Raw genomic sequence first — 20775 nt, 5'->3', positions numbered from 1 at the left:
TTGACCCTGATAAGCCTGACTAAAAAAACATGTCCTTGCCCAAACATCACCTGGAACTGCTCAGCCCTGCCCGCGACGTGGCCATCGCCCGTGAAGCCATCCTGCACGGCGCCGACGCGGTGTACATCGGTGGCCCGAGCTTCGGCGCCCGCCACAACGCCAGCAACGAGGTGGGCGAGATCGCCCAGCTGGTGGAGTTCGCCCGCCGCTATCACGCCCGGGTGTTCACCACCCTCAATACCATCCTCCACGACAACGAGCTGGAGCCGGCGCGCAAGCTGATCCACCAGTTGTACGACGCCGGTGTCGATGCGTTGATCGTCCAGGACCTGGGGGTGATGGAGCTGGATATTCCGCCCATCGAGCTGCACGCCAGCACCCAGACCGATATCCGTACCCTGGAACGGGCCAAGTTCCTCGACCAGGCGGGCTTCTCCCAGCTGGTACTGGCGCGTGAGCTGAACCTCAAGGAAATCAGCGCCATCGCCGCCGAAACCGACGCGGCCATCGAATTCTTCATTCATGGCGCGCTGTGCGTGGCGTTTTCCGGGCAGTGCAACATTTCCCACGCCCAGACCGGGCGCAGCGCCAACCGTGGCGACTGCTCCCAGGCCTGCCGCCTGCCCTACACCCTGAAAGACGAGCACGGTGGGGTGATCGCCTACGAGAAGCACCTGCTGTCGATGAAGGACAACAACCAGAGCGCCAACATCCGCGCCCTGGTGGAAGCCGGCGTGCGCTCGTTCAAGATCGAAGGGCGCTACAAGGACATGGCCTACGTGAAGAACATAACGGCCTACTACCGCCAGCGCCTGGACGCCGTGCTCGAAGACCGCCCGGACCTGGCCCGCGCCTCCAGCGGCCGCACCGCGCACTTCTTCGTCCCCGATCCGGACAAGACCTTCCACCGTGGCAGCACCGACTATTTCGTCAGCGAGCGCAAGATCGACATCGGCGCCTTCGACTCGCCGACCTTCACCGGCCTGCCGGTAGGCACCGTGGAAAAGGTCGGCAAGCGCGACCTGCAAGTGGTGACCTTCGAGCCGCTGTCCAATGGCGACGGCCTCAACCTGCTGGTCAAGCGTGAAGTGGTGGGTTTCCGCGCCAATATCGCCGAAGCCCGTGGCGAGTTCGAAGAAGACGGCGAGAAGCGCTACCGCTACCGGGTCGAGCCCAACGAAATGCCCGAAGCCCTGCAGCGCCTGCGTCCCAACCATCCGCTGAGCCGCAACCTCGATCACAACTGGCAACAGGCCCTGACCCGCACCTCCGCCGAACGGCGCATTGGCCTGTCCTGGCTGGCCACCCTGCGCGAAGAGCAGTTGGAACTGACCGCCACCAGCGAAGAAGGCATCAGCGCCAGCGTCACCCTGGCCGGCCCGTTCGGCGTGGCCAACAAACCGGAGCAGGCCCTGGGGCAACTGCAGGATCTGCTCGGGCAATTGGGCACCACCCATTACCACGCCACCAGCATCAAGCTGGATGCGCCAAAGGCCTACTTCATCCCCAACTCCCAGCTCAAGGCCCTGCGCCGGGAAGTCATCGAAGCCCTGGACGCGGCCCGCATCGCCGCTCATCCACGGGGCGGGCGCAAGGCCGAGAGCAACCCGCCGCCGGTGTACCCGGAGTCGCACCTGTCGTTTTTGGCCAACGTCTACAACCAAAAGGCCCGGGACTTCTACCACCGCCACGGCGTGCAACTGATCGACGCGGCGTTCGAGGCCCACGAAGAACACGGCGACGTGCCGGTGATGATCACCAAGCACTGCCTGCGCTTCTCCTTCAACCTGTGCCCCAAGCAGGCCAAGGGCGTGACCGGGGTGCGCACCAAGGTGGCGCCGATGCAACTGGTGCACGGTGACGAAGTGCTGACCCTGAAGTTCGACTGCAAGCCCTGCGAAATGCACGTGGTGGGCAAGATCAAGGGCCATATCCTCGACCTGCCGCTGCCGGGCAGCGCCGCCGCCGAAGCGGTCGTCGGTCACATCAGCCCCGAAGACCTGCTCAAGACCATTCCCCGCGCACCGCACTGAGTGCCGGGCCGGCGCAATCCTAAGGGGTTGCGCCGGTTGCCGCACCCGAGAGCCGCCTAATCAGCACCTGCTCCAGCAAGTCGAAAAAGTGCCTGATGTGGGCCTGTTTCAGGGCCTGTGGCCGGGTCACCAGATAGACATCCAGCGCCGGAAACGTCATGGGCGCAAACACCTCCAGCAGATCCCCGGCCAATAGCCGCGGCAGCACCGCCACCCCCATCCCCTCGCGCACCGCCTCGACCTGCGCGGTGAACGAATTGACCCTGATCTGCTTTCCCTCAAGGCCTGCGGCCCTGGCTGCGCGTATTGGCGGCAGGTTGTCCAAGGGCGGCAGCAGGCCGATGGTGGTGGCCGTGGCCGGGGTGATGGCCGGGCAGCGGCGCAGCAGGTCGGCGCTGGCGAACACCCCGTATTCGATCTTGCCCAGGGCCCGGTAGATCAGCGACGGCTCACCCAGATGCGCGGTCCGCACGGCGATATCCGTGACGCCGCGGGCCAGCTTGTGAAACTCGGCACTCACCTGCAATTCCACCGAGCATCCAGGGTAAGCCGCAGTCAAGCGCCGGGCCGCTTCGAGCACGCTGGAGGCAAACCCCTCCCCGGCGCTGACCAGGATGCTGCCCTGCAACTCGCTCTGCATCCCCGAGTTGCCCTGGGCCTGCTGTCGCCTGAGCCCGGCCTCCGCCGCCAGGGCGACCTCCACCAGCGCCTGGCCCCGCGGGGTCAACCAGCAGCCTTCGACGCCCCGCTCCAGCAACGGCTCGCCCAGGGCCGCCTCCAGCTGGCTCAGCCGTCGGGACACCGTCGACGGCGCCACGTCCAGCAGCTGGCCGGCCTGTAGAAAACTGCCCCGGCGCCAGACCGCCAGCAACAGGCGCAGATCATCCCAATTGGCTTCCAAAACGCTCCTCCCTGTCGACCGCTTTGCAAATTCGCAAAGCCATTATGCAGCACCCGCTATTTTTCAGGAGTATCGGCCAGGGTATATCTAGCGCCCTTGTCTCCCCATGGAACGGACCGAATGAGCAGTACGCTTGAACACCCGGCACACATGAACACCGATAACGACCAGATCCCCGAAATGCGCTCCACCTTCGTCACCGGTGCCACCGGCCTGTTGGGCAACAACCTGGTACGCGAGCTGCTGGCCCGAGGCTGCAAGGTCAAGGCCCTGGTGCGCTCCAGAGCCAAGGGCGAACAGCAGTTCGGTTCCCTGCGCGGCCTGGAGCTGGTGGTCGGCGACCTGACCGATATCGACGGGTTCGCCGCCGCGTTGCAGGGCTGCGACACGCTGTTTCATACCGCGGCGTTCTTTCGCGACAACTACAAGGGCGGCAGCCACTGGCAACAGTTGCACAAGATCAACGTCCTGGGCACTCAGCGCTTGCTGGAGTGGGCCTACAGTGCCGGCATCCGCCGTGTGGTGCATACCTCGTCGGTTGCCGTGCTCAATGGCGCGCCCGGCAGCCTGATCGATGAAACCTGCCTGCGCGACCCGGCGGGCGCGGACGACTATTACCGCAGCAAGATTCTCGCCGATCAGGTCCTGCTGGCCTTTCTCGACAGCCATCCACAGATGCAGGGATGCATGGTCCTGCCCGGCTGGATGTGGGGCCCTGGCGATATCGGGCCGACCTCGGCCGGACAATTGCTCATCGACGTGGTGCGCGGTCGCCTGCCGGGACTGGTTCCCGGCAGCTTCTCGCTGGTCGACGCCCGGGATGTGGCCCTGGCGCAGATTGCCGCCGCCCGCTACGGACGCCGCGGCCAACGTTACCTGGCGGCGGGCCGGCACATGACCATGGCCCAGCTGGTGCCGATCATCGGGCGTATCGCCGGGGTCAGCACGCCGACGCGGTCGCTGCCGGTGCCCTTGCTCTATACCCTGGCGGTGGCGCAGGAGGTCTATGCGCGCCTGACCGGCAAGCCGGTGTTGCTGAGCCTGGCGACCGTGCGCCTGATGCTCCGGGAAGCGGATCGCAGCCACTTCGATCCCAGCAAGAGCGAGCAGGAACTCGACCTGAACTTCCGTTCCCTGGAACGCACCATCGGCGACACCCTGGCCTGGTACCGGGATCACGCCCCCGCGTTCCCCTCAAGCGACAACGCCAACAAGGACATGGAAATCCGTTGAACAACACCATCATTCTCATGCGTCACGGTCGCCCCCAGGGTATTGCCACCCGGAGAATTTCCGCCCTCGACATGCAGGGCTGGATACACGACTACGAACGCTCCGCCATCGACGGCCAGCCCGCCCCGCCCTCCAGCCTGCAACTGGCCGCCAGCGCCGGGGTGATTGTCTCCAGCAGCGCGCCACGGGCCCTGGCATCCGTCCAGGCGCTCGGACGGCAACCTGCCCTGGTGGACCCGGTGTTCAGCGAGGCACAACTGCCCTACGGGCGCTGGAGACGACCACGCCTGTCCCCCTTTACCTGGGCCGCGATCCTGAGAATCCTCTGGTTGTGCGGTTATTCAGGACAGGTCGAATCGGCCGCTGCGGCCCGGCAGCGCGCCGCAGCCGCCGCCCGCCGACTGCAGTCCCTGGCCGGGAGACAACCGGTGCTGTTGCTCGGCCATGGCTGGATGAACCGCCTGATCGGCAAGCAGTTGGCCGCCGCCGGCTGGAAACGCCAATACAGCGACGGCAGCCGCTACTGGAGCGCGACAGTCTATCGGCGGCAATAGCCCGCCCGGGGCGGGCCGGGAAATCCGCCATGCCCCGAGTCCTGATTGAATTTAACGGCGCCGAACACTGTCTAGTGCGCGCCGGTTGTCCGGCAAACGGGTATAGTTGCCGGCTTGCCCGGTGTGCCTCAGGCCGCTTGGGCTACAGGACTTGGTCAGGACTTAATGGTTGCCGCGTGTTGCTGAGACTTCTATTGATTGCACTGCTGCTGGCGGTATCGGCCTGCAGCTCCAATTCCTCCAGCCCTGGCGGCAATGCGCCGCTCAAGGCCGGTGAATACCGGGTCAAGCGGGGTGACACCCTGTACTCGATTGCCAGCCGCAACGGCACCAGCTGGAAGGAAGTGGCGCGGCTCAACGGCCTCAAGGCGCCCTATACCGTGGAAGTCGGCCAGGTACTGCGGGTGGGCGGCGCGACCAAGACCACCCGGGTGGTCAGCAGCTCGCGCAGCGGCGCCGGCAAGAGCAAGGCCAAGGCCCCGCCGCCTGCCCCGCCCATGCCCAAGGTCACCCTGCAGGGCTGGAGCTGGCCGCTGCGCGGCGTGCTGATCGGCCGTTTCTCGCCCACTGGCAAACTCAACCAGGGCATCCGCATCGCCACCACCGAAGGCCAGCCGATCCAGGCCACCCTGGGCGGCAAGGTGGCGTTCGCCGGCTACATGCGCGGCTACGGCAACCTGATGATTCTCCAGCATGGCCCCTCCTACACCAGCACCTATGCCTACAACAGCAAGCTGCTGGTCAAGGAAGGCCAGATGGTGATCAAGGGCCAGAAGATCGCCGAAGCCGGCTCCCAGGACACCGACCGGGCCCAGCTGTACTTCGAGATCCGCGCCAACGGTGTACCGGTGGACCCATTGCGGTTGTTGCCGCCGGGGTGAATCGGGCGTAACTCAGCACAAGAGATGGGGATCAGAACCCTTGCAACTCATGCCGAATATCCCCGTCGCGCCCCCGCCACCAGGTGGGCGTCGGTAGCAATGCCGCTGCTACGCCGGCGCGCAGCAAGCGTTGACGCAGTTCCTCAAGGTAGACCAGCGTCTGTATTCTTGGCTCAACCTGCATCAGTGCTTCCCAAGCCAACTCGATGTACCTGGCGTGACTCGGAGCCGAGTACTGAAGTACCGGCGGGAAGAGTGCCTCCTGCTCCACTCCGAAATTAGCCAGGTAGCTCATTGCGTTCTCGGCCACCAGCGCCTGCTGCCCAGGACCTCTCGGGCCCCGCATGAGTTGCTCCAGTTGCAGTTCTGCACTCGGTGTCTGATACAGCGGGGATCCCATGGAGTTCAGTACCCAGAGATACTTCGATTCCCCCATGAGAAAGGCGTTGGCGATACCGTTGGGCATGAAGAACAGTTCAAGGGCTCGACTGATGAGCGCGGGTATCACCGAGCGACTGATGCTTTCCAGATAAGCCTCGCGCAGCACTGGGTCGTATCTGCCATGCGTCACGTAACTCTGAAGTTCATGGGCTCGGTGATAAATCGCATCTGGATCGTTGCAACGCTGCGCAATGCGACAGGCCAGTTCCCGTTCACGCTGACGCAGGTTCCGCTCAAGCGCGGTGTCATTCCCGGTGGAAACGTCAAAGAAGGTCCTGATCACCGCAAGACAAGTCTCGGGGTCGCGAGCAGCTGAAGCCAAAGGCTCGCCCATCTTTTCGCCGTACAAGAGCGCCATCAGCTCAAGCAAGTCATTGCAGCCCGCACAAGCGCTTTCAAAGGCCTCCCGTGAGTAGTTCGAGACTGCCTTCTTGTAGAGCTGGGCATAGAGGATAGTGCTGGCCTTGAGCATGTCCGCAGCCACCAGTGCTTCGGCTTCAGCACTTTCTTCCACGGCCTTACGGATAAAATCATCAATGAGCCGCGAGTTCCTGTGCTCCTGCCAGGAGTCGAAGAATTGCCTGAACTCCGGAAAGGTAAAGGCCGGTACCAGCACCGCGAGACTCATTTCATAGTTGATTTTTTCCTGCCACGAGCGGCTATCAATCCGCGCCTTCGTCACTTCTTCAAACAGCTCCAGCGCCCTGACAGCCCGAGGGCTGTTGACGGCATGGGACGTCATGGCGAGTGCAAGCTGCCGGTGTCGGTTGCGTTCTTCATCGTTGGGGGAGTTAAACATCTGCGGCCCGAACGCATTGAGGATTCCAGAGACGTTCTGCATGAAGTACTCCGCCATGCCCGGCTCGCTCTCGCGTAAAAGCGTCTGAAGGATGATTCCTCGCCAATCCAGCTCGTCCTGAGCATGCCGAGTGTGCGCTGCGCTGAAGATTGAAAGGCTGCGGCAGATGCGCTTGGCGTGGCGCGGATTGCCGGGAAACCACGAGGCGCACTGCTCGATGGCCTGGTGCGGGAGAAACTTGCAACTGCGCGCCAGATTACTGGCTGCCATCTTTTGCACTTGCTTGGGCGTCGGCGACGGCAAAGTGAAGGGAACATCAATGATCTTGTCGAGAAAATCCTGGGCAGACTCACCGAAGGCCGCAGAGTAGCCGTGCAGCGCCCGGCTGACCACCTCCTTGTCAAAAGCCAGGACAAACGCGAAATCCGGCCAGTCGAGCAACTCTCGCAGCGCTAATAGTGTCTGCGGAATGAGCTTGGGGTCAGCCCGGTCGAGGTCGTCGATAAAGACGATCACCCGCTTCTCTCCCAACTGTTCATGCAACGCTTTCAGGTCTTCTGCATCCAGCTGCAGCATCCCACTGAGTTTGTCAAAGACCACGCCCGAAACATGGGCCGCGGCACTGATCACCGAGGCGTACTCGACGGAGTCGGGAAGCGTCGCCTGCGCAGTGGAGTTCGACACCTTGTTCAGGGTGTCCGTGACCTTTTTGCTCAGGCGCTTCAACCATGGCTGCAGGGGCTCGGACAGCCCCTTGCGCTCCAGTACGGCAGTCAATTGCAGGTAGAACTGAGCAATGAACCCCTCCTCTCCTGTGGCCTGCCAGGCTGGAAAACGCAAAACGATGTCACCTGCCTCCTCGGCTATGAGCTGCAAAAAATTCAGCACGCTGGTCTTGCCGCTGCCCCACGGGCCGTACAGGCCGATCCGGGTCGACCAGCCCAGGGGCGTCGCGGTGATCATGCGATACACCAGCCTGGCCACCGGCCAGCGATCCAGAAGGTCGTCGTCGCGTCGGGTCAGCGCCGCATCGTGCCCGCACGGGGCGGTAAAAGCCTGTGTCACCGGCATCTGCTCAGGTCCTTATTGCGGCTGTGGCTTGAACAGGTCGATGGAAATCATCTTGTACATGCCGCTGAGCGGCACCATGCGCTTGATGTCCATCTGGTAGAAGCCGGCCACCGGGCTGATGGACGCCGGCATGGCCGGGGTACAGCCGGTCAGGCTGTAGAGGTTCATGTGGTCGGCATTCGGATCGCCCACGGTGCCCTGGCGCATGGACAGGCTGCAACGCAGGCTGCCCTTGAGCCCGGGGCCGCCATCGCCCTGGACTTCCAGGCGCAACGGGCAGACGCCCATGCGCCGCCCGCCCATCCAGGGGTCCTGGGCCTGTGGGCATTCCTGATCGCCGACGGTGGCCATGACCTGGCCCACCAGCTGGCGCAGGTCCTTGTTCTGATCGGGCCAGACTTCGCCGTTGTCGACCATGCGGTCCTTGATGAACAGGGTGTAGCGCACCGGGAAACCGACCTTGTTGCTGAGCATGAAAGCGCCCTGGGAATAGGCCAGCTTGTCACCGGCCTTGCAGCCGGCGCGGTCGGTGACGCTGAACTCGGTGGTGTTGAGGTTCTTCATGTCGGTGCCGCCGTTGAGCCGGATCAGGCACTGGGCCTGCCGGCCGTCGCGGCAGGCGTTTTCCACCAGGCGCAGGCCCTGGCTGAGCACCGCGTTGTCGTCGATGACAAAACCGTTGAAATTGCTCATGTCGCTGGGCAGCACGCGGTTGACCCGCAAGTCGACGAGAAAATCGCCGTTGGCCGCCAGCGAGGGCTCCAGGCTCATCGAAAAGCGTGCATTGCATTGCTGCTTCAGGGTCACCTTGAAGTTCTGCGCATCCGGCAGGCCACCGATCATGCCACCCGCACCGATCGGCAGGCCGAGAACGCTGCCCAGGGTGGTCAGAATGCCGGAGATCACGGCCTTGGTCTTGGCATAGGCCTCCAGCTCGTCGTTGGTCATATCGCTGACCTGGGCTTGGCTGAAGTTGTTCGACTGCTTCCAGTTGAAGCTGGTGGTGGAGCGGATGGTCCCGCTGAGCCGGGCTTCGTCACAGGCCCCACGCTCCTGGCAGAACTTGAGGTTGAAACCCCAGTCCTTGTTGAGGATATCGAGGAAGTTGAACATCGGTTTGCTCAAGGCCATCACCAGCATCCCCTGCTGGCGCGCGCCGATCACCACGGGACCGGGCTCCAGGCCCTTGGCGGTGGCGTATTTGGGCACGTTTACCGGGTATTTGCGCTCGAAATCCGAAGAATCGACGTGGAAAGGCGGCTCGAACGTGATGGGGTAATCGCCTTCGTTCTCGATCACCAGGGTGATGAAATCAGGCTCCGCGGCCTGAGTCTCAAGGCTGAGAACGGCCAACGGCAGGCCCAGTAGGCAACTGGTCAGCAAGGCGGTTTGGCAGCGGGTCCAGAATCCGGTCGGGCGCATCGTCAATCCTTGAACGAGGGTGGGGGGCGCTTACTGTAAATGCTTTGTGGCCTATTGCCACCCCCCTTATCTCATCACTTCGTACACGCGCCAGGCGCCACAGGGCGCAGCGGTCTACAGTTAACCACCAGGCTTGCCCTCCCCCTTCGCCCAAGCCGGCCCAACGGATGCGAGCACCCCATGCCACCACTCGAAACCCGTCCGATTCAGGTGCAGCACCTCAAAACCGCCTGCTCAAGTTGCAGCGTGCAGGAGTTGTGCCTGCCCATCGGCCTCAGCCATCAGGAAGTCGAGTGCCTGGACACCTTGATCCTGCAACGGCTGAAGGTGAAGAAAGGCCACGCGCTGTATCACGCCGGCGACCCCTTGCATTCGCTGTACGCCGTGCGCCTGGGGTTCTTCAAGACCTGCGTGCTGTCGGTGGATGGCCGTGAACAGGTCACCGGGTTCCAGATGGCCGGCGAGATTCTCGGCCTGGATGCCATTAGCACCAACCAGCATGCCTGCAGCGCCTTTGCCCTGGAGGACTGCGAGGTCTGCCCGATTCCCTTTGCCCAGCTGGAGCACCTGTCCCAGGCCCTGCCTTCGCTGCAGCACAACCTGAACAGGATCCTCAGCCGGGAGATCGTGCGTGATCACGGCATGTTGCTGCTGATGGGCAACATGAACTCCGACGAGCGCCTGGCGGCCTTTCTGCTCAATCTGTCCCAGCGCCTGAGCCTGCGGGGCTATTCGTCGCGGGCTTTTATCCTGCGCATGCGCCGCGAGGAAATCGGCTCCTACCTGGGGCTGCGCCTGGAAACCGTGTGCCGGGGCATTGCCCACCTGCGGGACCAGGGCCTGGTGACCATCAACGGCAAGCAGGTGGAAATCCTCGATCTGGAGGGCCTGAAGCGGCGGGTCGCGGGTTGCCAGAACGCGGCCAGGGACTAGCTCGCCGGGCCTGGCTGCAACTCCACGCTGTCGCGGTACTCCGGCACCGACACCGACCAGCCCAGTTCCAGGCTGATGCGCCGGCGCAAGGTGTCGGCGGCGTTGGCCTCGCCGTGGACCACATAGGCGTGTTTCGGCGGGCGCTTGAAGCCTCGCAGCCATTGCATGAGTTCGTCGGCGTCGGCATGGGCCGAGAGGTTCTGCATGGCCGTGACTTCGGCGCGGATCGGCACCTCCCGGCCATGAATGCGCACCGACTCGGCGCCGGCGATGATCTGCGCGCCGCGGGTGCCGCCGGCCTGAAACCCGGGAAACAGCAGGCTGTTGGCCGGATCGGGCGCCAGCACCTTGAGGTGGTAGAGCACCCGGCCACCGGTGGCCATGCCGCTGGCGGCAATGATCACCGCCGGGCTCTTGAGCTGGTCCAGGGCCATGGACTCCTGGGTGCTGCGCACGATGTGCGCCACATGGCACATGCCTTCGCACTCCTCCCGGGACAGTCGATGGTCACTGCGAAAGCGCTGGTACAGGTGGGTGGTGTCGGTGGCCATGGGGCTGTTGAGGTAGATCGGCAAGTCGGGGATCGCCTGGCGCTGGCGCAGGCGATACAGGTGGTACATCAGCAACTGCGCGCGCCCCACGGCAAAGGACGGCACCAGGGTGATGCCGCCACGCTCGGCGGTGCGGTTGATGACATCGGCCAGTTGCTGCTCGGGATCATCCCGAGGATGCAGGCGGTCGCCGTAGGTCGACTCCACCAGCAGATAATCGGCTTGCTCGATGCTTTCGGGGGCGAACATCAGCGGGTCCTGCATGCGCCCCAGGTCACCGGAAAACACCAGGCTCATGCCCGCGGCGTCGACCTGGACCGTAGCGGCACCGAGAATGTGCCCGGCGCCGCGCAATTGGATGTGCAGCCCCGGCAGCACTTCCACCCGGTGGTGCAATTGCAGCGGGTGCAGGAGTTTCAGGGCCTGTTCGGCATCGCGCTCGGTGTACAGCGGCAATGCCGGAGAGTGCTTGGAGAAGCCATGCCGGTTGGCATAGGCCGCCTCCTCTTCCTGCAGCCGCGCACTGTCGCGCAGCAGAATCTTCGCCAGCTCGCAGGTGGCCGCCGTGGCATACACCGGCCCGCGATAGCCATTGCGCACCAGCAGCGGCAGGTAGCCGCTGTGATCCAGGTGAGCATGGGTCAGCACTATGGCGTCCAGCTCGCGCAGCGGCAGGCCGAAGGCTTCCCAGTTGTGCTGGCGCAGCTGCTTGTAGCCCTGGAACAGTCCGCAGTCCACCAGCACATGCCGGTGCTCATGCTGCAACAGGTATTTACTGCCGGTGACGGTGCCGGCGGCACCGAGAAAGCTCAGGCGCATCTCCATCTCCTTCGTGTCGGGCGAGGTCCCGGGGCATCGCCGCCCCTCACTCCTCGGGCTCCACCAGCATCAGGCTGCAGGGCGTGTGATACAGCAGTTGCTCGGCGCTGCCGCCGATAAAGCGTTGCAGCCCCCGGCGATGCGCGCGCCCGAGGATCATCAGGTCGAAGTCGTTGTCGGCGGCAAAGCGCGCGATGACCTGATGCGGCACGCCCTCCAGGCGATGACAGTGCTCCGGGGCGATGGCGTAGCGTTCGGCCAGCGCCTCGAACGCTTCCTGCTGCGCGTCGTTCACCGCATCACGCATGCTGAGGTCGTTGTCGGGACTGTAGATCGGCAGGCCGGTGGCGTTTTCCGTGGCCCAGTCCACCACGTTCAACAGCTGCACCCGGGCGCCGCAGTATCTGGCCAGGGTCGCGCTCATCTCCAGAATGCGCTGGTTCAGGCCCTGGGTCAGGTATTCCAGGTGGGACAGATCCAGGGCCGCCAGCACCTTCAACGGCAAGGGATGCCGACTGTCGGTCACCAGGTGCAGCGGCTGGCGCAGGTCGCGCAGCAGCAACCAGTCCAGGGGCTTGTAGAAAATGCGCCGCAGGGTCGGCACTGGCTGGGCGTCCTTGATCACCAGGTCCGGGTGGAAGTCGGTCACATAATCGAGGATGTCCTGCAGCCGGGCCTTGGCCCACAGCACTTCAGTGGTCACCCGCAGGCCGTTGGCCCGCTCGAAGCGCGCCTGTTGCTCCAGCCACTGCCGATGCACCTGCAGGTAGCCTTCCCGAGCCTGGGCCATGGCCTGGTGATCGAACAGCCCAGCAACCTCCAGCACTTCGATGAAGTCGAAGGCGACGATGTGCAAACTGGCGCCCATGGCCCGGGCCAGGGCACTGGCCCGGTCGAAAGCCGGTGTGCGGGACAAGGCTGTGGGGGCGATCAACAACAGGCGTTGCAGTGTGGACATGGGCACCTCCCGAGCGGCGCGCTGGGCAACGGCCCGAGGATCCCGAGCCGATGCGCCGATGATGCGCGCCGCTTGGACCGACGATTTGACAAAAGTCACAAAGCCTCGGGTTAAGGCCGCGCCGGCCGTCAATATCCGCGGCGGTGGGCAGGATCTGATCCAGATCAGATCCTGCCCCGGGCAACAGGGGTAAAGGATAGTCAGCACGCGGCCGCGGGTCGCGGGCCCACCTTATCGTCCCCAGAGGATCGCCCCATGTTCAGCATCAAGGAACACAACGATCAGGCCGCTGCCGCCTACGGCAGCGTGACCGGCCTGCACTGGATCGAGGCGCTTAACGACGGCCGCCATGTGCTGATCCGGCCCTTGGCCGAGCAAGACCGCGAGCGCGAGTACAACTTCATCAAGCGCCTGTCGCCGCAATCGCGACACATGCGCTTTCTGGCCCAGATCAAGGAGCCCGACGCCGCCCTGCTCGACCAGTTGATGGATGTCGACGGCAAGCACCGCCTGGCCTACATCGCCCTGGTGCATGAACAGGGCCAGTTGATCGAGATCGGTGTCAGCCGCTATGCCGCCACGTCCAGCGATGAATGCGAATGCGCCGTCACCGTGGCCGATCAATGGCAGCACCTGGGGCTGGGGTCATTGCTGATGACGCATCTGATCCGCGCCGCCCGCCAGCATGGATTTGTGCAGATGTATTCGCTGGACAGCGCGAATAACCAGGCCATGCGCGAGCTGGCCGCGCACCTGGGCTTCACCACCCACACCGACCCGGGCGACGCCCATCAGGTGGTGCATCGCCTGCTCCTCTGATCGACGGCGCCACGCCGGTCCGCAACCGGCGTGGCCTGGTGCGGCTCATGGCAAGGGGTCACGCGGTGGCTTGACCGCCCAGACACTGCAGGGTGCCTGCAACAGCAGATGTTCGGCGGTGCTGCCCAGGCGCTTGTGCAGGCCGCGGTGCTGGGTGGTGCCCAGGACGATCACGTCGCTCTGGTGCTCCTCGGCGAAACGGCAGATTTGCTGCAGCGGTATGCCCTCGATGAAGTGGCTGCGTTGCGGGGGCACGCCGTGGCGCTCCGCCACAGCGCGATAGACCTCGCGTTGCGCCTCCCCCAGGGCTTCGTACAAGCCGCTGGCCAGGGACAGCGCGCCGACCCCGGCATCTTTGGCGTAGACCGCCACCCAGTCATACACGTGCAGCAGGTCCAGCTCGGCTTCGCACTGCTCGGCCAGCTTCACCGCTGCGTCGATGATCTGATCGTTGAACTGCAGGTCCTGCACTTCGCTGCGCAGCACATCGATGATCGCCAGTACCCGACGCGGCCGTGGCTGGCGGGCCTCGGTCACCAGATGCACCGGCAGCGCGCAATCACGCAGCAACTGCCAGTCCAGCGGGGTATAGAAGATCCGCCGCATCGCCGACTCGGCATGGGCGTCCTTGATGATCAGGGCCAGGGGCATCTCGCTGGCGAATCGTTGGATCTCTTGATACGGCTGGCTGGCCCAACGTGCTTCGCAGGTCACCGACAAGCCACGCTCGCGCATGCCTTGCGCCTGCAGCTCCAGCCATTGCCGGTGCTGTTCCAGGTAGGCCGCCTGCAGTTGCTCGGCCTCGCGGCTCTCGAACAGCCCGGCCAGCGCCAGGGCCTGCAGATGATCCAGGGCGACGATATGCACCGGCAGTTGCATGGCCAGGGCCAGTTGCTCCGTGCGTTCGAAAGCCGGCGTGCGCTGCATCTGCGGGGGCGCGATCAAGAGTAAACGCGGGGTTTGCGACATGGTTCACCTCGGCACTGGAGCTTGAAGAAACCGCAAGGGGGTCATTCAAGACTGAGCGCAATGGCCAGGGACGAGTTGATCTTTGTCAGGCGTTGCGGCCTTTTTTCCGACCTGGCGGCCGCTTATTGCAGCCAGACGCCGACCCACATCGCCAGGGTCAGCAGCCCCTGCCCGGGCACGACGTACAGCGCAAAGCGCCAGCCACCGCTGAGGGCCGCCAGCACGCACTTGCTCAGGGAGTTGCTGCTGACCGCCAGCATCACGGCGCTGCCGATGGCAGTGCCGGGCAATTGCCCGGACTTGACCAGCGAAGCAATGGACGCGGTGGAGGCATGGGCGTCGGCGAAGCCGCTGATCAAAGCGCTCAACATCAGTCCCGGTTGCCCGAAGTAATTGAGCATCAGCGAGCAGGCAAAGGTAATGGCGCTCATGGTCAGGGCCACGATCAAGGCCAATTTTGGATTGAACGCGCCCTTGTCGCTGAGCGGTTCGACGCTTGCGGGTTCGCTGCGGGGAAACATCAGGCAAGCGGCATACAACGCGGTGCAGAGGCCTCCCAGCACCAGGGGCAGCCACATGGCTTGCAGCAGTGCGCTATCGACCGTGGCCAGGATCAGGGCGATCTGGGTCACCGTCGCCAGGTTGGACAGGAGCGCCGCGGCGGCCAGAACCCTGACCTGCCTGGGCGCCTTGGCGACCCGCTGGCCCATGGAGGCGATGGTCAAGGTACTGGAAACGAATCCCGAAGCCACGGCGCTGAGGGCATAACCGTAATGGGCGCCCAGGATGCGCACCGCGACGTGGCCCAGGGCCCCTACCGCCATCAGCAACACGGTCAGGGTGCCGATGGTGCGCAGGTTGAACGCCTCATAGGGACCGATGAAACGATCCGGCGCCAGGGGCAGGATCACCAGCGCCGCCACCAGCAGCGTCAGGCCATCGGCGATTTCCCGGTCGCTCAGCTGACTGCGCACGAAGTCATGCAGTGTCTGCCGATAGGCCAGCAAGGCGGTCATGACCACGGCAATCGCCAGTGCCAGCTCCGGGGCCGAGTCACACAAGGCGCCGAGGACCAGCACCGCCAGCAGCGCCACTTCGCTGGTAACCCCCGGGTCCTCGTCTTCGGTGCGCCAATAGGCCACGGTCACCAGGGCGGCGACGGCCACGGCCAGCGTGGCCAGCAAGACCGTGCCGCCCCCCCGCTGGCCGATCAAGCCCAGCAGCGCGGTGACCGCGAAAGTGCGCAGCCCGGCGCTGCCTCGCTGCGGCCCCTGCCCTTTGCGCCGTTCGCGCTCCAGGCCCACCAGCATGCCGATGCCCAGGGCCGCGGCAGCGTTGGTCAGGTCGATGGTTTCAATCATTGCGCGCCTCAGGAACACAGCCCCCAGCGAGCATAGAGCGCTCCCGGCGCTTTCGCGAATGCCCTGCAAACCGGCTCGCCAGGAAGCTCTGCGCAGGACGTTACAGGGGGGGCGAGTTCTGCCCTGGCCAGCCAGCGCCTAGGGCTCAGGCACGCCCATGGCGTTTCAGGGTCTGGCTTGGCAACTCCTTGAACAGCGCTTGATAGCTGCTGGAGAAGCGTCCCAGGTGCCAGAACGACCAGTGCATCGCCACCTCGGCCACGGTGGTTTCGCCGGGACCACGGCTGAGCAATTCCCGATGGGCGCTGTTGAGCCGGCGCAGGCGCAACCACTGGCTGGGAGCCATGCCGGTAAAGGCCTTGAACGCACTCTGCAGTTGGCGCAGGGAGACTCCAGCGACCTGGGACAGCTCCAGCAGGTTGAGGGTTTCCTCGGGGACGTCGGCAGCCCATTGCGCCACCCGCTGCATGATGCCCCGCTCCTCGTGGCGTCGTTGCAGGCTGCCCGGGTCCAGGCGCACGCAGGCGTTGTCGAGGATGTACAGGCAATCGTCCAGCAGTTGTTGGGTCAGGGCTTCGCGGCTGGGTGGGTCCAGGGTCTGGGACAAGCGGGTCAAGGTGGCGCTCAGCCAACGGCAGAACAGCGCATTCTGCTGATTGGTCAGCGGGGCCATGAACAGGCCATCCAGGCGCTCCACCCCCAGGCCCTGGCCCTGGACGAACTCGGGGCCGAACACCACCGCCACTTCCTGGTAGTTCTCCGGGGTGATCCAGATGTTGCGGCTCTCGCCATTGAGCACGTACAGAGCGTTGTCGCTGCGGTCGAAACAGAACGCCAGGGCGCCTTGCGGAGCGCTGAAATTCTGCTCGACCCGGGTGTTCATGCACTCCTCGTAGATCTCCACGCCCTGCAGGTCGAGGTAGCGCACCAGACCGTTGAAATGCCCAGGGGACATCTGCTGGTAATGCTGGACCCAACCCGGGGTGGCACGGATTTGCTCGGCGACATCGAAGGTGTTGAACGCTTGGACCTGAAGCGGATTGGACGCTGTCATCGGGGGACCTTGCGCACTCTTTTGGTGCGCTTTGGTGTTGCTTAAAGTGGATAGATGGAACAACAAGGCTCGCCCAAGATAGTCGCCAATGCGCCGCAGGGGAAGCCTTGCCGGGATACCCCCGCTCACCTCGGAGCAGACCAGAACAATCATCGAGGTCTTTATGAACGCCCCTTTCGATCAGCTGTCCTCCTGGCTGAAAGATCACAAGATTACCGAAGTCGAATGCGTGGTCAGCGACCTGACCGGCATTGCCCGCGGCAAGATCGCACCCACCAACAAGTTCCTGCACGAGCGCGGCATGCGCCTGCCGGAAAGTGTCCTGCTGCAAACGGTAACCGGGGATTTTGTCGACGACGAGCTGTACTACGAACTGCTGGACCCGGCGGATATCGACATGGTCTGCCGCCCCGATTCGTCATCGATCTACCTGGTGCCCTGGGCCATCGAGCCCACCGCCATCGTCATCCACGACACCTTCGACAAGTTCGGCAACCCCATCGAGCTGTCGCCGCGCAACGTGCTGAAAAAGGTTCTGCAGCTCTACACCGACAAGGGCTGGCAGCCGATCGTCGCCCCGGAAATGGAGTTCTACCTGACCCAGCGCTGCGAGGACCCGGACCTGCCGCTCAAGGCCCCGCTGGGCCGTTCCGGGCGCGCGGAAAGCGGCCGCCAGTCGTTCTCCATCGACGCCGCCAACGAGTTCGATCCGCTGTTCGAAGACGTCTACGACTGGTGCGAAGCCCAGGGCCTGGACCTGGACACGCTGATCCACGAAGACGGCCCGGCACAGATGGAAATCAACTTCCGCCACGGCGACGCCCTGGACCTGGCGGACCAGATCACCGTGTTCAAGCGCACCCTGCGCGAGGCGGCGCTCAAGCACAACGTCACCGCCACCTTCATGGCCAAGCCGGTGGCCGACGAGCCCGGCAGCGCCATGCACCTGCACCAGAGCGTGGTGGACATCAGTACTGGCAAGCCGATCTTCGTCGACGAACAAGGGAACAAGAGCCAGCTGTTCCTGCACCACATCGGCGGCCTGCAGAAGTACATCCCCAAGGTGCTGCCGATGTTCGCCCCCAACGTCAACTCGTTCCGCCGCTTCCTGCCGGACACCTCGGCCCCGGTGAACGTCGAATGGGGCGAGGAAAACCGCACCGTCGGCCTGCGCGTACCGACCGCCAGCCCGGAAGCCATGCGCGTGGAAAACCGCCTCCCCGGCGCCGACGCCAACCCCTACCTGGCGATCGCCGCCAGCCTGCTGTGCGGCTACCTGGGCATGGTCGAGGGCATCGAACCCAGCGCTGCGGTGGAAGGCCGGGCCTACGAGCGGCGCAACCTGCGCCTGCCGATCACCATCGAGGACGCCCTGGCGCACATGGAGGACTGCCCGACCATCGAGCAGTACCTGGGACGCAAGTTCGTCCGCGGCTACGTCGCGGTCAAGCGCGCCGAGCATGAGAACTTCAAGCGCGTGATCAGCTCCTGGGAACGCGAGTTCCTGCTGCTCAGCGTCTGACTCCCCAGCGTCTGCAATCAATAAAAACAACCCGAAGAGGTGTCGATATGCGTCTTTTGCAAGCAGTGATCCCGGCAGCACTGGCGGCCTTGATGAGCGCCGCCGTCCAGGCACAACCCAGTGTCAGCGTGTACAACTGGACCGACTACATCGGCCAGACCACCCTCGCCGACTTCCAGGGCAAGACTGGGGTCAAGGTGATCTATGACGTCTTCGACTCCAACGAAACCCTGGAGGGCAAGTTGCTGGCCGGACGCACCGGCTACGACGTGGTGGTGCCCTCCAACCATTTCCTGGCGCGCCAGGTCAAAGCCGGCGCGTTCCTCAAGCTGGACCGCTCGCAACTGCCCAACTGGCAGAACCTGGACCCCAAGCTGCTGGCCCTGCTGGAGCAGAACGACCCCGGCAACCAGTATTCGGTGCCCTACCTGTGGGGCACCAACGGCATCGGCTACAACGTCGACAAGGTCAAGCAGGTGCTGGGCATCGACCACATCGACTCCTGGGCAGTGCTGCTGGAGCCTGCCAACCTGAAAAAGCTCCAGCAATGCGGGGTGTCGATGATGGACTCCCCCGATGAAGTGTTCCCGGCGGTGCTCAACTACCTGGGCCTGGACCCGCGCAGCGAAAAGCCCGAGGACTACCAGAAGGCCGAGGCCAAGCTGCTGACCCTGCGCCCCTACATCACCTACTTCCACTCCTCCAAGTACGTCTCGGACCTGGCCAACGGTGATATCTGCATCGCCTTCGGCTACTCCGGGGACGTGTTCCAGGCCGCCAACCGGGCCCGGGAAGCCAAGAACGGGGTGAACATCGCCTACTCGATCCCCAAGGAAGGCAGCAACCTGTGGTTCGATCTGCTGGCGATTCCCGCCGATGCGCGCAACGTCAAGGAGGCCCATGCCTTCATCAACTACCTGCTGGACCCGCAGGTGATCGCCAAGGTCAGCGCCTACGTCGGCTACGCCAACCCCAACCCGGGTTCACAGCAGTACATGGACGCCGAGCTGGTGCATAACCCCGAGGTGTATCCGCCGCAGGCCGTGCTCGACAAGCTGTACATCTCCAGCACCCAGTCGCCGGCCATCATGCGCTTGATGACCCGTTCCTGGAGCAAGGTGAAGTCCAACAAATGAATCAGCCACGACTCTCGGGCAGCGTCAGCGAGCATGCCCGCTCCTACTACGCCGCCTCCGCCGGGCCCCTGCCCGGCTACCCGACCCTCGGTGCTGACCTGGAGGCCGATGTGTGTGTCATCGGCGGTGGTTTCACCGGGGTCAACGCCGCCCTCGAACTGGCCCCGCGCGGGCTGTCGGGGATCCTCCTGGAAGCCAGGCGCATCGGCTGGGGCGCCAGCGGGCGCAACGGCGGCCAGCTGATCCGCGGCATTGGCCATGACGTCACCGGCTTTGCCCGCTACGTCGGCCAGGAGGGGGTGAGATACCTGGAGCGCGCCGGGATCGACTCGGTGGAACTGGTGCGCCAGCGCATCGCCGAACAGGGCATCGATTGCGACCTGCGCTGGGGCTTCTGCGAACTGGCCAATACCCGGGCCCAGTTCGCCGCGTTCCAGGCCGAACAGGAGCACCTGGCGAGCCTGGGTTATTGTCACCCGACCCGCCTGGTGCAGCCCCAGGACATGGCACAGGTGGTGGCCTCCTCGGTGTATGCCGGGGGCCTGGTGGACCTGGGCTCGGGGCACCTGCATCCCCTCAAGCTGGTGCTGGGAGAAGCGCGGGCTGCGGCGTCGCTGGGGGTGCGGCTGTTCGAGCAGAGCCCGGTGCTGGAATTGATCCCTGGCGATCGGGTGAAAGTGCGCTGCGCGACGGGCACGGTCAGCGCCGGGCACCTGGTGCTGGCCTGCAATGCCCACTTGGAGGATCTGGAGCCGCGGCTCAGTGGCAAGGTGCTGCCGGCCGGCAGCTACATCATCACCACCGAGCCCCTGAGCGAAGATCGCGCCACCGCGCTGATCCCGCAGAACCTGGCGCTGTGCGACCAGAAGGTCGGCCTGGACTACTACCGCCTGACCGCGGACCGGCGCCTGCTGTTTGGCGGTGCCTGCCACTATTCGGGGCGCGATCCGGCGGATATCGCCGGCTACATGCGGCCGAAGATGCTCAAGGTGTTCCCGCAGTTGCAGGATGTGGCCATCGACTTCCAGTGGGGCGGTAAGATCGGCATCACCGCCAACCGCTTCCCCCAGGTCGGACGTCTGCGCCAGTACCCCAACGTGTATTACGCCCAGGGCTATTCCGGGCATGGCCTGAACGTCACCCACTGGACCGCGCGGCTGCTGGCCGAGGCGATCCAGGCCGGCCACAGCCAGGGTTTGGACGTGTTCAGCGGCGTGCCGCACATGACCTTTCCCGGCGGCCCGGCGCTACGGGCACCGCTGCTGGCCCTGGGCATGCTCTGGCACCGCATGCGAGAAATGCTCGGCTGACCGCCTCT

17 protein-coding genes are annotated in these 20775 nt (G+C 64.5%); 9 read left to right on the top strand and 8 right to left on the bottom strand.

Features of this window, described 5'->3' with window-relative positions; genetic code table 11:
* The first annotated feature begins 29 nt into the window (after nt 1-29).
* On the top strand, nt 30-2033 hold the full coding sequence (locus DNK59_RS18395; RefSeq protein WP_110725454.1) for a U32 family peptidase: 2004 nt from the start codon (nt 30-32) through the stop codon (nt 2031-2033).
* 19 nt (nt 2034-2052) lie between these two features.
* Here DNK59_RS18395 and DNK59_RS18390 read toward each other — a convergent pair whose 3' ends face one another.
* Entirely contained in the window at nt 2053-2934 is an 882-nt protein-coding gene (locus DNK59_RS18390; RefSeq protein ID WP_110725453.1) for a LysR family transcriptional regulator, read from the bottom strand.
* A gap of 180 nt (nt 2935-3114) precedes the next feature.
* Between DNK59_RS18390 and DNK59_RS18385 the strand changes: the two genes are divergently transcribed.
* The 3 genes from DNK59_RS18385 to DNK59_RS18375 all read left to right on the top strand — a co-directional run bounded on the left by DNK59_RS18385 (nt 3115) and on the right by DNK59_RS18375 (nt 5602).
* Nucleotides 3115-4167: an SDR family oxidoreductase gene (locus tag DNK59_RS18385; RefSeq protein WP_110725498.1), complete on the top strand. Its 1053-nt coding sequence runs from the start codon at nt 3115-3117 to the stop codon at nt 4165-4167.
* A 17-nt stretch (nt 4168-4184) separates the two neighbouring features.
* On the top strand, nt 4185-4721 hold the full coding sequence (locus DNK59_RS18380; protein ID WP_177431265.1) for a histidine phosphatase family protein: 537 nt from the start codon (nt 4185-4187) through the stop codon (nt 4719-4721).
* Nucleotides 4722-4897: 176 nt separating this feature from the next.
* Entirely contained in the window at nt 4898-5602 is a 705-nt protein-coding gene (locus tag DNK59_RS18375; RefSeq protein ID WP_177431264.1) for a peptidoglycan DD-metalloendopeptidase family protein, read from the top strand.
* A gap of 31 nt (nt 5603-5633) precedes the next feature.
* On the opposite strand, the gene DNK59_RS18370 is transcribed toward DNK59_RS18375, so the two are convergent.
* Together DNK59_RS18370 and DNK59_RS18365 are read right to left on the bottom strand one after the other, a co-directional pair.
* Nucleotides 5634-7913, bottom strand: coding sequence for a P-loop NTPase fold protein (locus tag DNK59_RS18370; protein ID WP_110725451.1), 2280 nt, complete (start codon nt 7911-7913; stop codon nt 5634-5636).
* A gap of 12 nt (nt 7914-7925) precedes the next feature.
* A complete protein-coding gene (locus DNK59_RS18365; protein WP_110725450.1) occupies nt 7926-9335 on the bottom strand; it encodes a hypothetical protein in 1410 nt (469 codons plus the stop codon).
* Nucleotides 9336-9515: 180 nt separating this feature from the next.
* Between DNK59_RS18365 and fnr the strand changes: the two genes are divergently transcribed.
* The gene (fnr, locus tag DNK59_RS18360) at nt 9516-10268 is read left to right on the top strand and encodes a fumarate/nitrate reduction transcriptional regulator Fnr (protein WP_110725449.1); all 753 of its coding nucleotides are present in this window, start codon (nt 9516-9518) and stop codon (nt 10266-10268) included.
* Here the strand turns inward: fnr and DNK59_RS18355 are convergent.
* Complete coding sequence (locus DNK59_RS18355) at nt 10265-11638, bottom strand: MBL fold metallo-hydrolase RNA specificity domain-containing protein (protein ID WP_110725448.1); 1374 nt, start codon at nt 11636-11638, stop codon at nt 10265-10267. The genes fnr and DNK59_RS18355 overlap by 4 nt on opposite strands.
* A gap of 46 nt (nt 11639-11684) precedes the next feature.
* Nucleotides 11685-12596, bottom strand: a complete 912-nt coding sequence (locus DNK59_RS18350) for a universal stress protein (RefSeq protein WP_110725447.1) — start codon at nt 12594-12596, stop codon at nt 11685-11687.
* Nucleotides 12597-12851: 255 nt separating this feature from the next.
* Between DNK59_RS18350 and DNK59_RS18345 the strand changes: the two genes are divergently transcribed.
* Nucleotides 12852-13415: a GNAT family N-acetyltransferase gene (locus DNK59_RS18345; RefSeq protein ID WP_110725446.1), complete on the top strand. Its 564-nt coding sequence runs from the start codon at nt 12852-12854 to the stop codon at nt 13413-13415.
* A 45-nt stretch (nt 13416-13460) separates the two neighbouring features.
* Here the strand turns inward: DNK59_RS18345 and DNK59_RS18340 are convergent, their stop codons facing one another.
* From DNK59_RS18340 to DNK59_RS18330, 3 genes are all read right to left on the bottom strand, one after another.
* Entirely contained in the window at nt 13461-14384 is a 924-nt protein-coding gene (locus DNK59_RS18340; protein WP_110725445.1) for a universal stress protein, read from the bottom strand.
* Between the two features lie 122 nt (nt 14385-14506).
* Complete coding sequence (locus tag DNK59_RS18335; RefSeq protein ID WP_110725444.1) at nt 14507-15745, bottom strand: DUF4010 domain-containing protein; 1239 nt, start codon at nt 15743-15745, stop codon at nt 14507-14509.
* A 145-nt stretch (nt 15746-15890) separates the two neighbouring features.
* On the bottom strand, nt 15891-16799 hold the full coding sequence (locus tag DNK59_RS18330; protein WP_110725443.1) for a helix-turn-helix domain-containing protein: 909 nt from the start codon (nt 16797-16799) through the stop codon (nt 15891-15893).
* A gap of 163 nt (nt 16800-16962) precedes the next feature.
* Here DNK59_RS18330 and DNK59_RS18325 point away from each other — a divergent pair, with 163 nt between their 5' ends.
* The 3 genes from DNK59_RS18325 to DNK59_RS18315 are packed head-to-tail and all read left to right on the top strand — an operon-like array spanning nt 16963 to nt 20767.
* A complete protein-coding gene (locus DNK59_RS18325; RefSeq protein WP_110725442.1) occupies nt 16963-18321 on the top strand; it encodes a glutamine synthetase family protein in 1359 nt (452 codons plus the stop codon).
* Nucleotides 18322-18368: 47 nt separating this feature from the next.
* Entirely contained in the window at nt 18369-19457 is a 1089-nt protein-coding gene (locus DNK59_RS18320) for a polyamine ABC transporter substrate-binding protein (RefSeq protein ID WP_110725441.1), read from the top strand.
* Nucleotides 19454-20767, top strand: a complete 1314-nt coding sequence (locus DNK59_RS18315) for an FAD-binding oxidoreductase (RefSeq protein ID WP_110725440.1) — start codon at nt 19454-19456, stop codon at nt 20765-20767. The genes DNK59_RS18320 and DNK59_RS18315 overlap by 4 nt, the downstream gene beginning before the upstream one ends.
* The last annotated feature ends 8 nt before the right edge of the window (nt 20768-20775 follow it).

The organism is Pseudomonas sp. TKO26 (genome assembly GCF_003225665.1).
Classification (GTDB): Bacteria; Pseudomonadota; Gammaproteobacteria; order Pseudomonadales; family Pseudomonadaceae; genus Aquipseudomonas; species Aquipseudomonas saponiphila.
The sequence above is the reverse complement of the archived record's forward strand: the minus strand, read 5'-3'. Positions and strand labels throughout refer to the sequence as shown.

Bases quoted from the DNA above. Each gene is read 5' to 3' on its own strand.
- DNK59_RS18395 (WP_110725454.1), top strand. From the start codon at position 30: ATGTCCTTGCCCAAACATCACCTGGAACTGCTCAGCCCTGCCCGCGAC.
- DNK59_RS18385 (WP_110725498.1), top strand. From the start codon at position 3,115: ATGCGCTCCACCTTCGTCACCGGTGCCACCGGCCTGTTGGGCAACAAC.
- DNK59_RS18380 (WP_177431265.1), top strand. From the start codon at position 4,185: ATGCGTCACGGTCGCCCCCAGGGTATTGCCACCCGGAGAATTTCCGCC.
- DNK59_RS18370 (WP_110725451.1), bottom strand. From the start codon at position 7,913: ATGCCGGTGACACAGGCTTTTACCGCCCCGTGCGGGCACGATGCGGCG.
- DNK59_RS18365 (WP_110725450.1), bottom strand. From the start codon at position 9,335: ATGCGCCCGACCGGATTCTGGACCCGCTGCCAAACCGCCTTGCTGACC.
- fnr (WP_110725449.1), top strand. From the start codon at position 9,516: ATGCCACCACTCGAAACCCGTCCGATTCAGGTGCAGCACCTCAAAACC.
- DNK59_RS18355 (WP_110725448.1), bottom strand. From the start codon at position 11,638: ATGCGCCTGAGCTTTCTCGGTGCCGCCGGCACCGTCACCGGCAGTAAA.
- DNK59_RS18350 (WP_110725447.1), bottom strand. From the start codon at position 12,596: ATGTCCACACTGCAACGCCTGTTGTTGATCGCCCCCACAGCCTTGTCC.
- DNK59_RS18345 (WP_110725446.1), top strand. From the start codon at position 12,852: ATGTTCAGCATCAAGGAACACAACGATCAGGCCGCTGCCGCCTACGGC.
- DNK59_RS18340 (WP_110725445.1), bottom strand. From the start codon at position 14,384: ATGTCGCAAACCCCGCGTTTACTCTTGATCGCGCCCCCGCAGATGCAG.
- DNK59_RS18335 (WP_110725444.1), bottom strand. From the start codon at position 15,745: ATGATTGAAACCATCGACCTGACCAACGCTGCCGCGGCCCTGGGCATC.
- DNK59_RS18330 (WP_110725443.1), bottom strand. From the start codon at position 16,799: ATGACAGCGTCCAATCCGCTTCAGGTCCAAGCGTTCAACACCTTCGAT.
- DNK59_RS18325 (WP_110725442.1), top strand. From the start codon at position 16,963: ATGAACGCCCCTTTCGATCAGCTGTCCTCCTGGCTGAAAGATCACAAG.
- DNK59_RS18320 (WP_110725441.1), top strand. From the start codon at position 18,369: ATGCGTCTTTTGCAAGCAGTGATCCCGGCAGCACTGGCGGCCTTGATG.
- DNK59_RS18315 (WP_110725440.1), top strand. From the start codon at position 19,454: ATGAATCAGCCACGACTCTCGGGCAGCGTCAGCGAGCATGCCCGCTCC.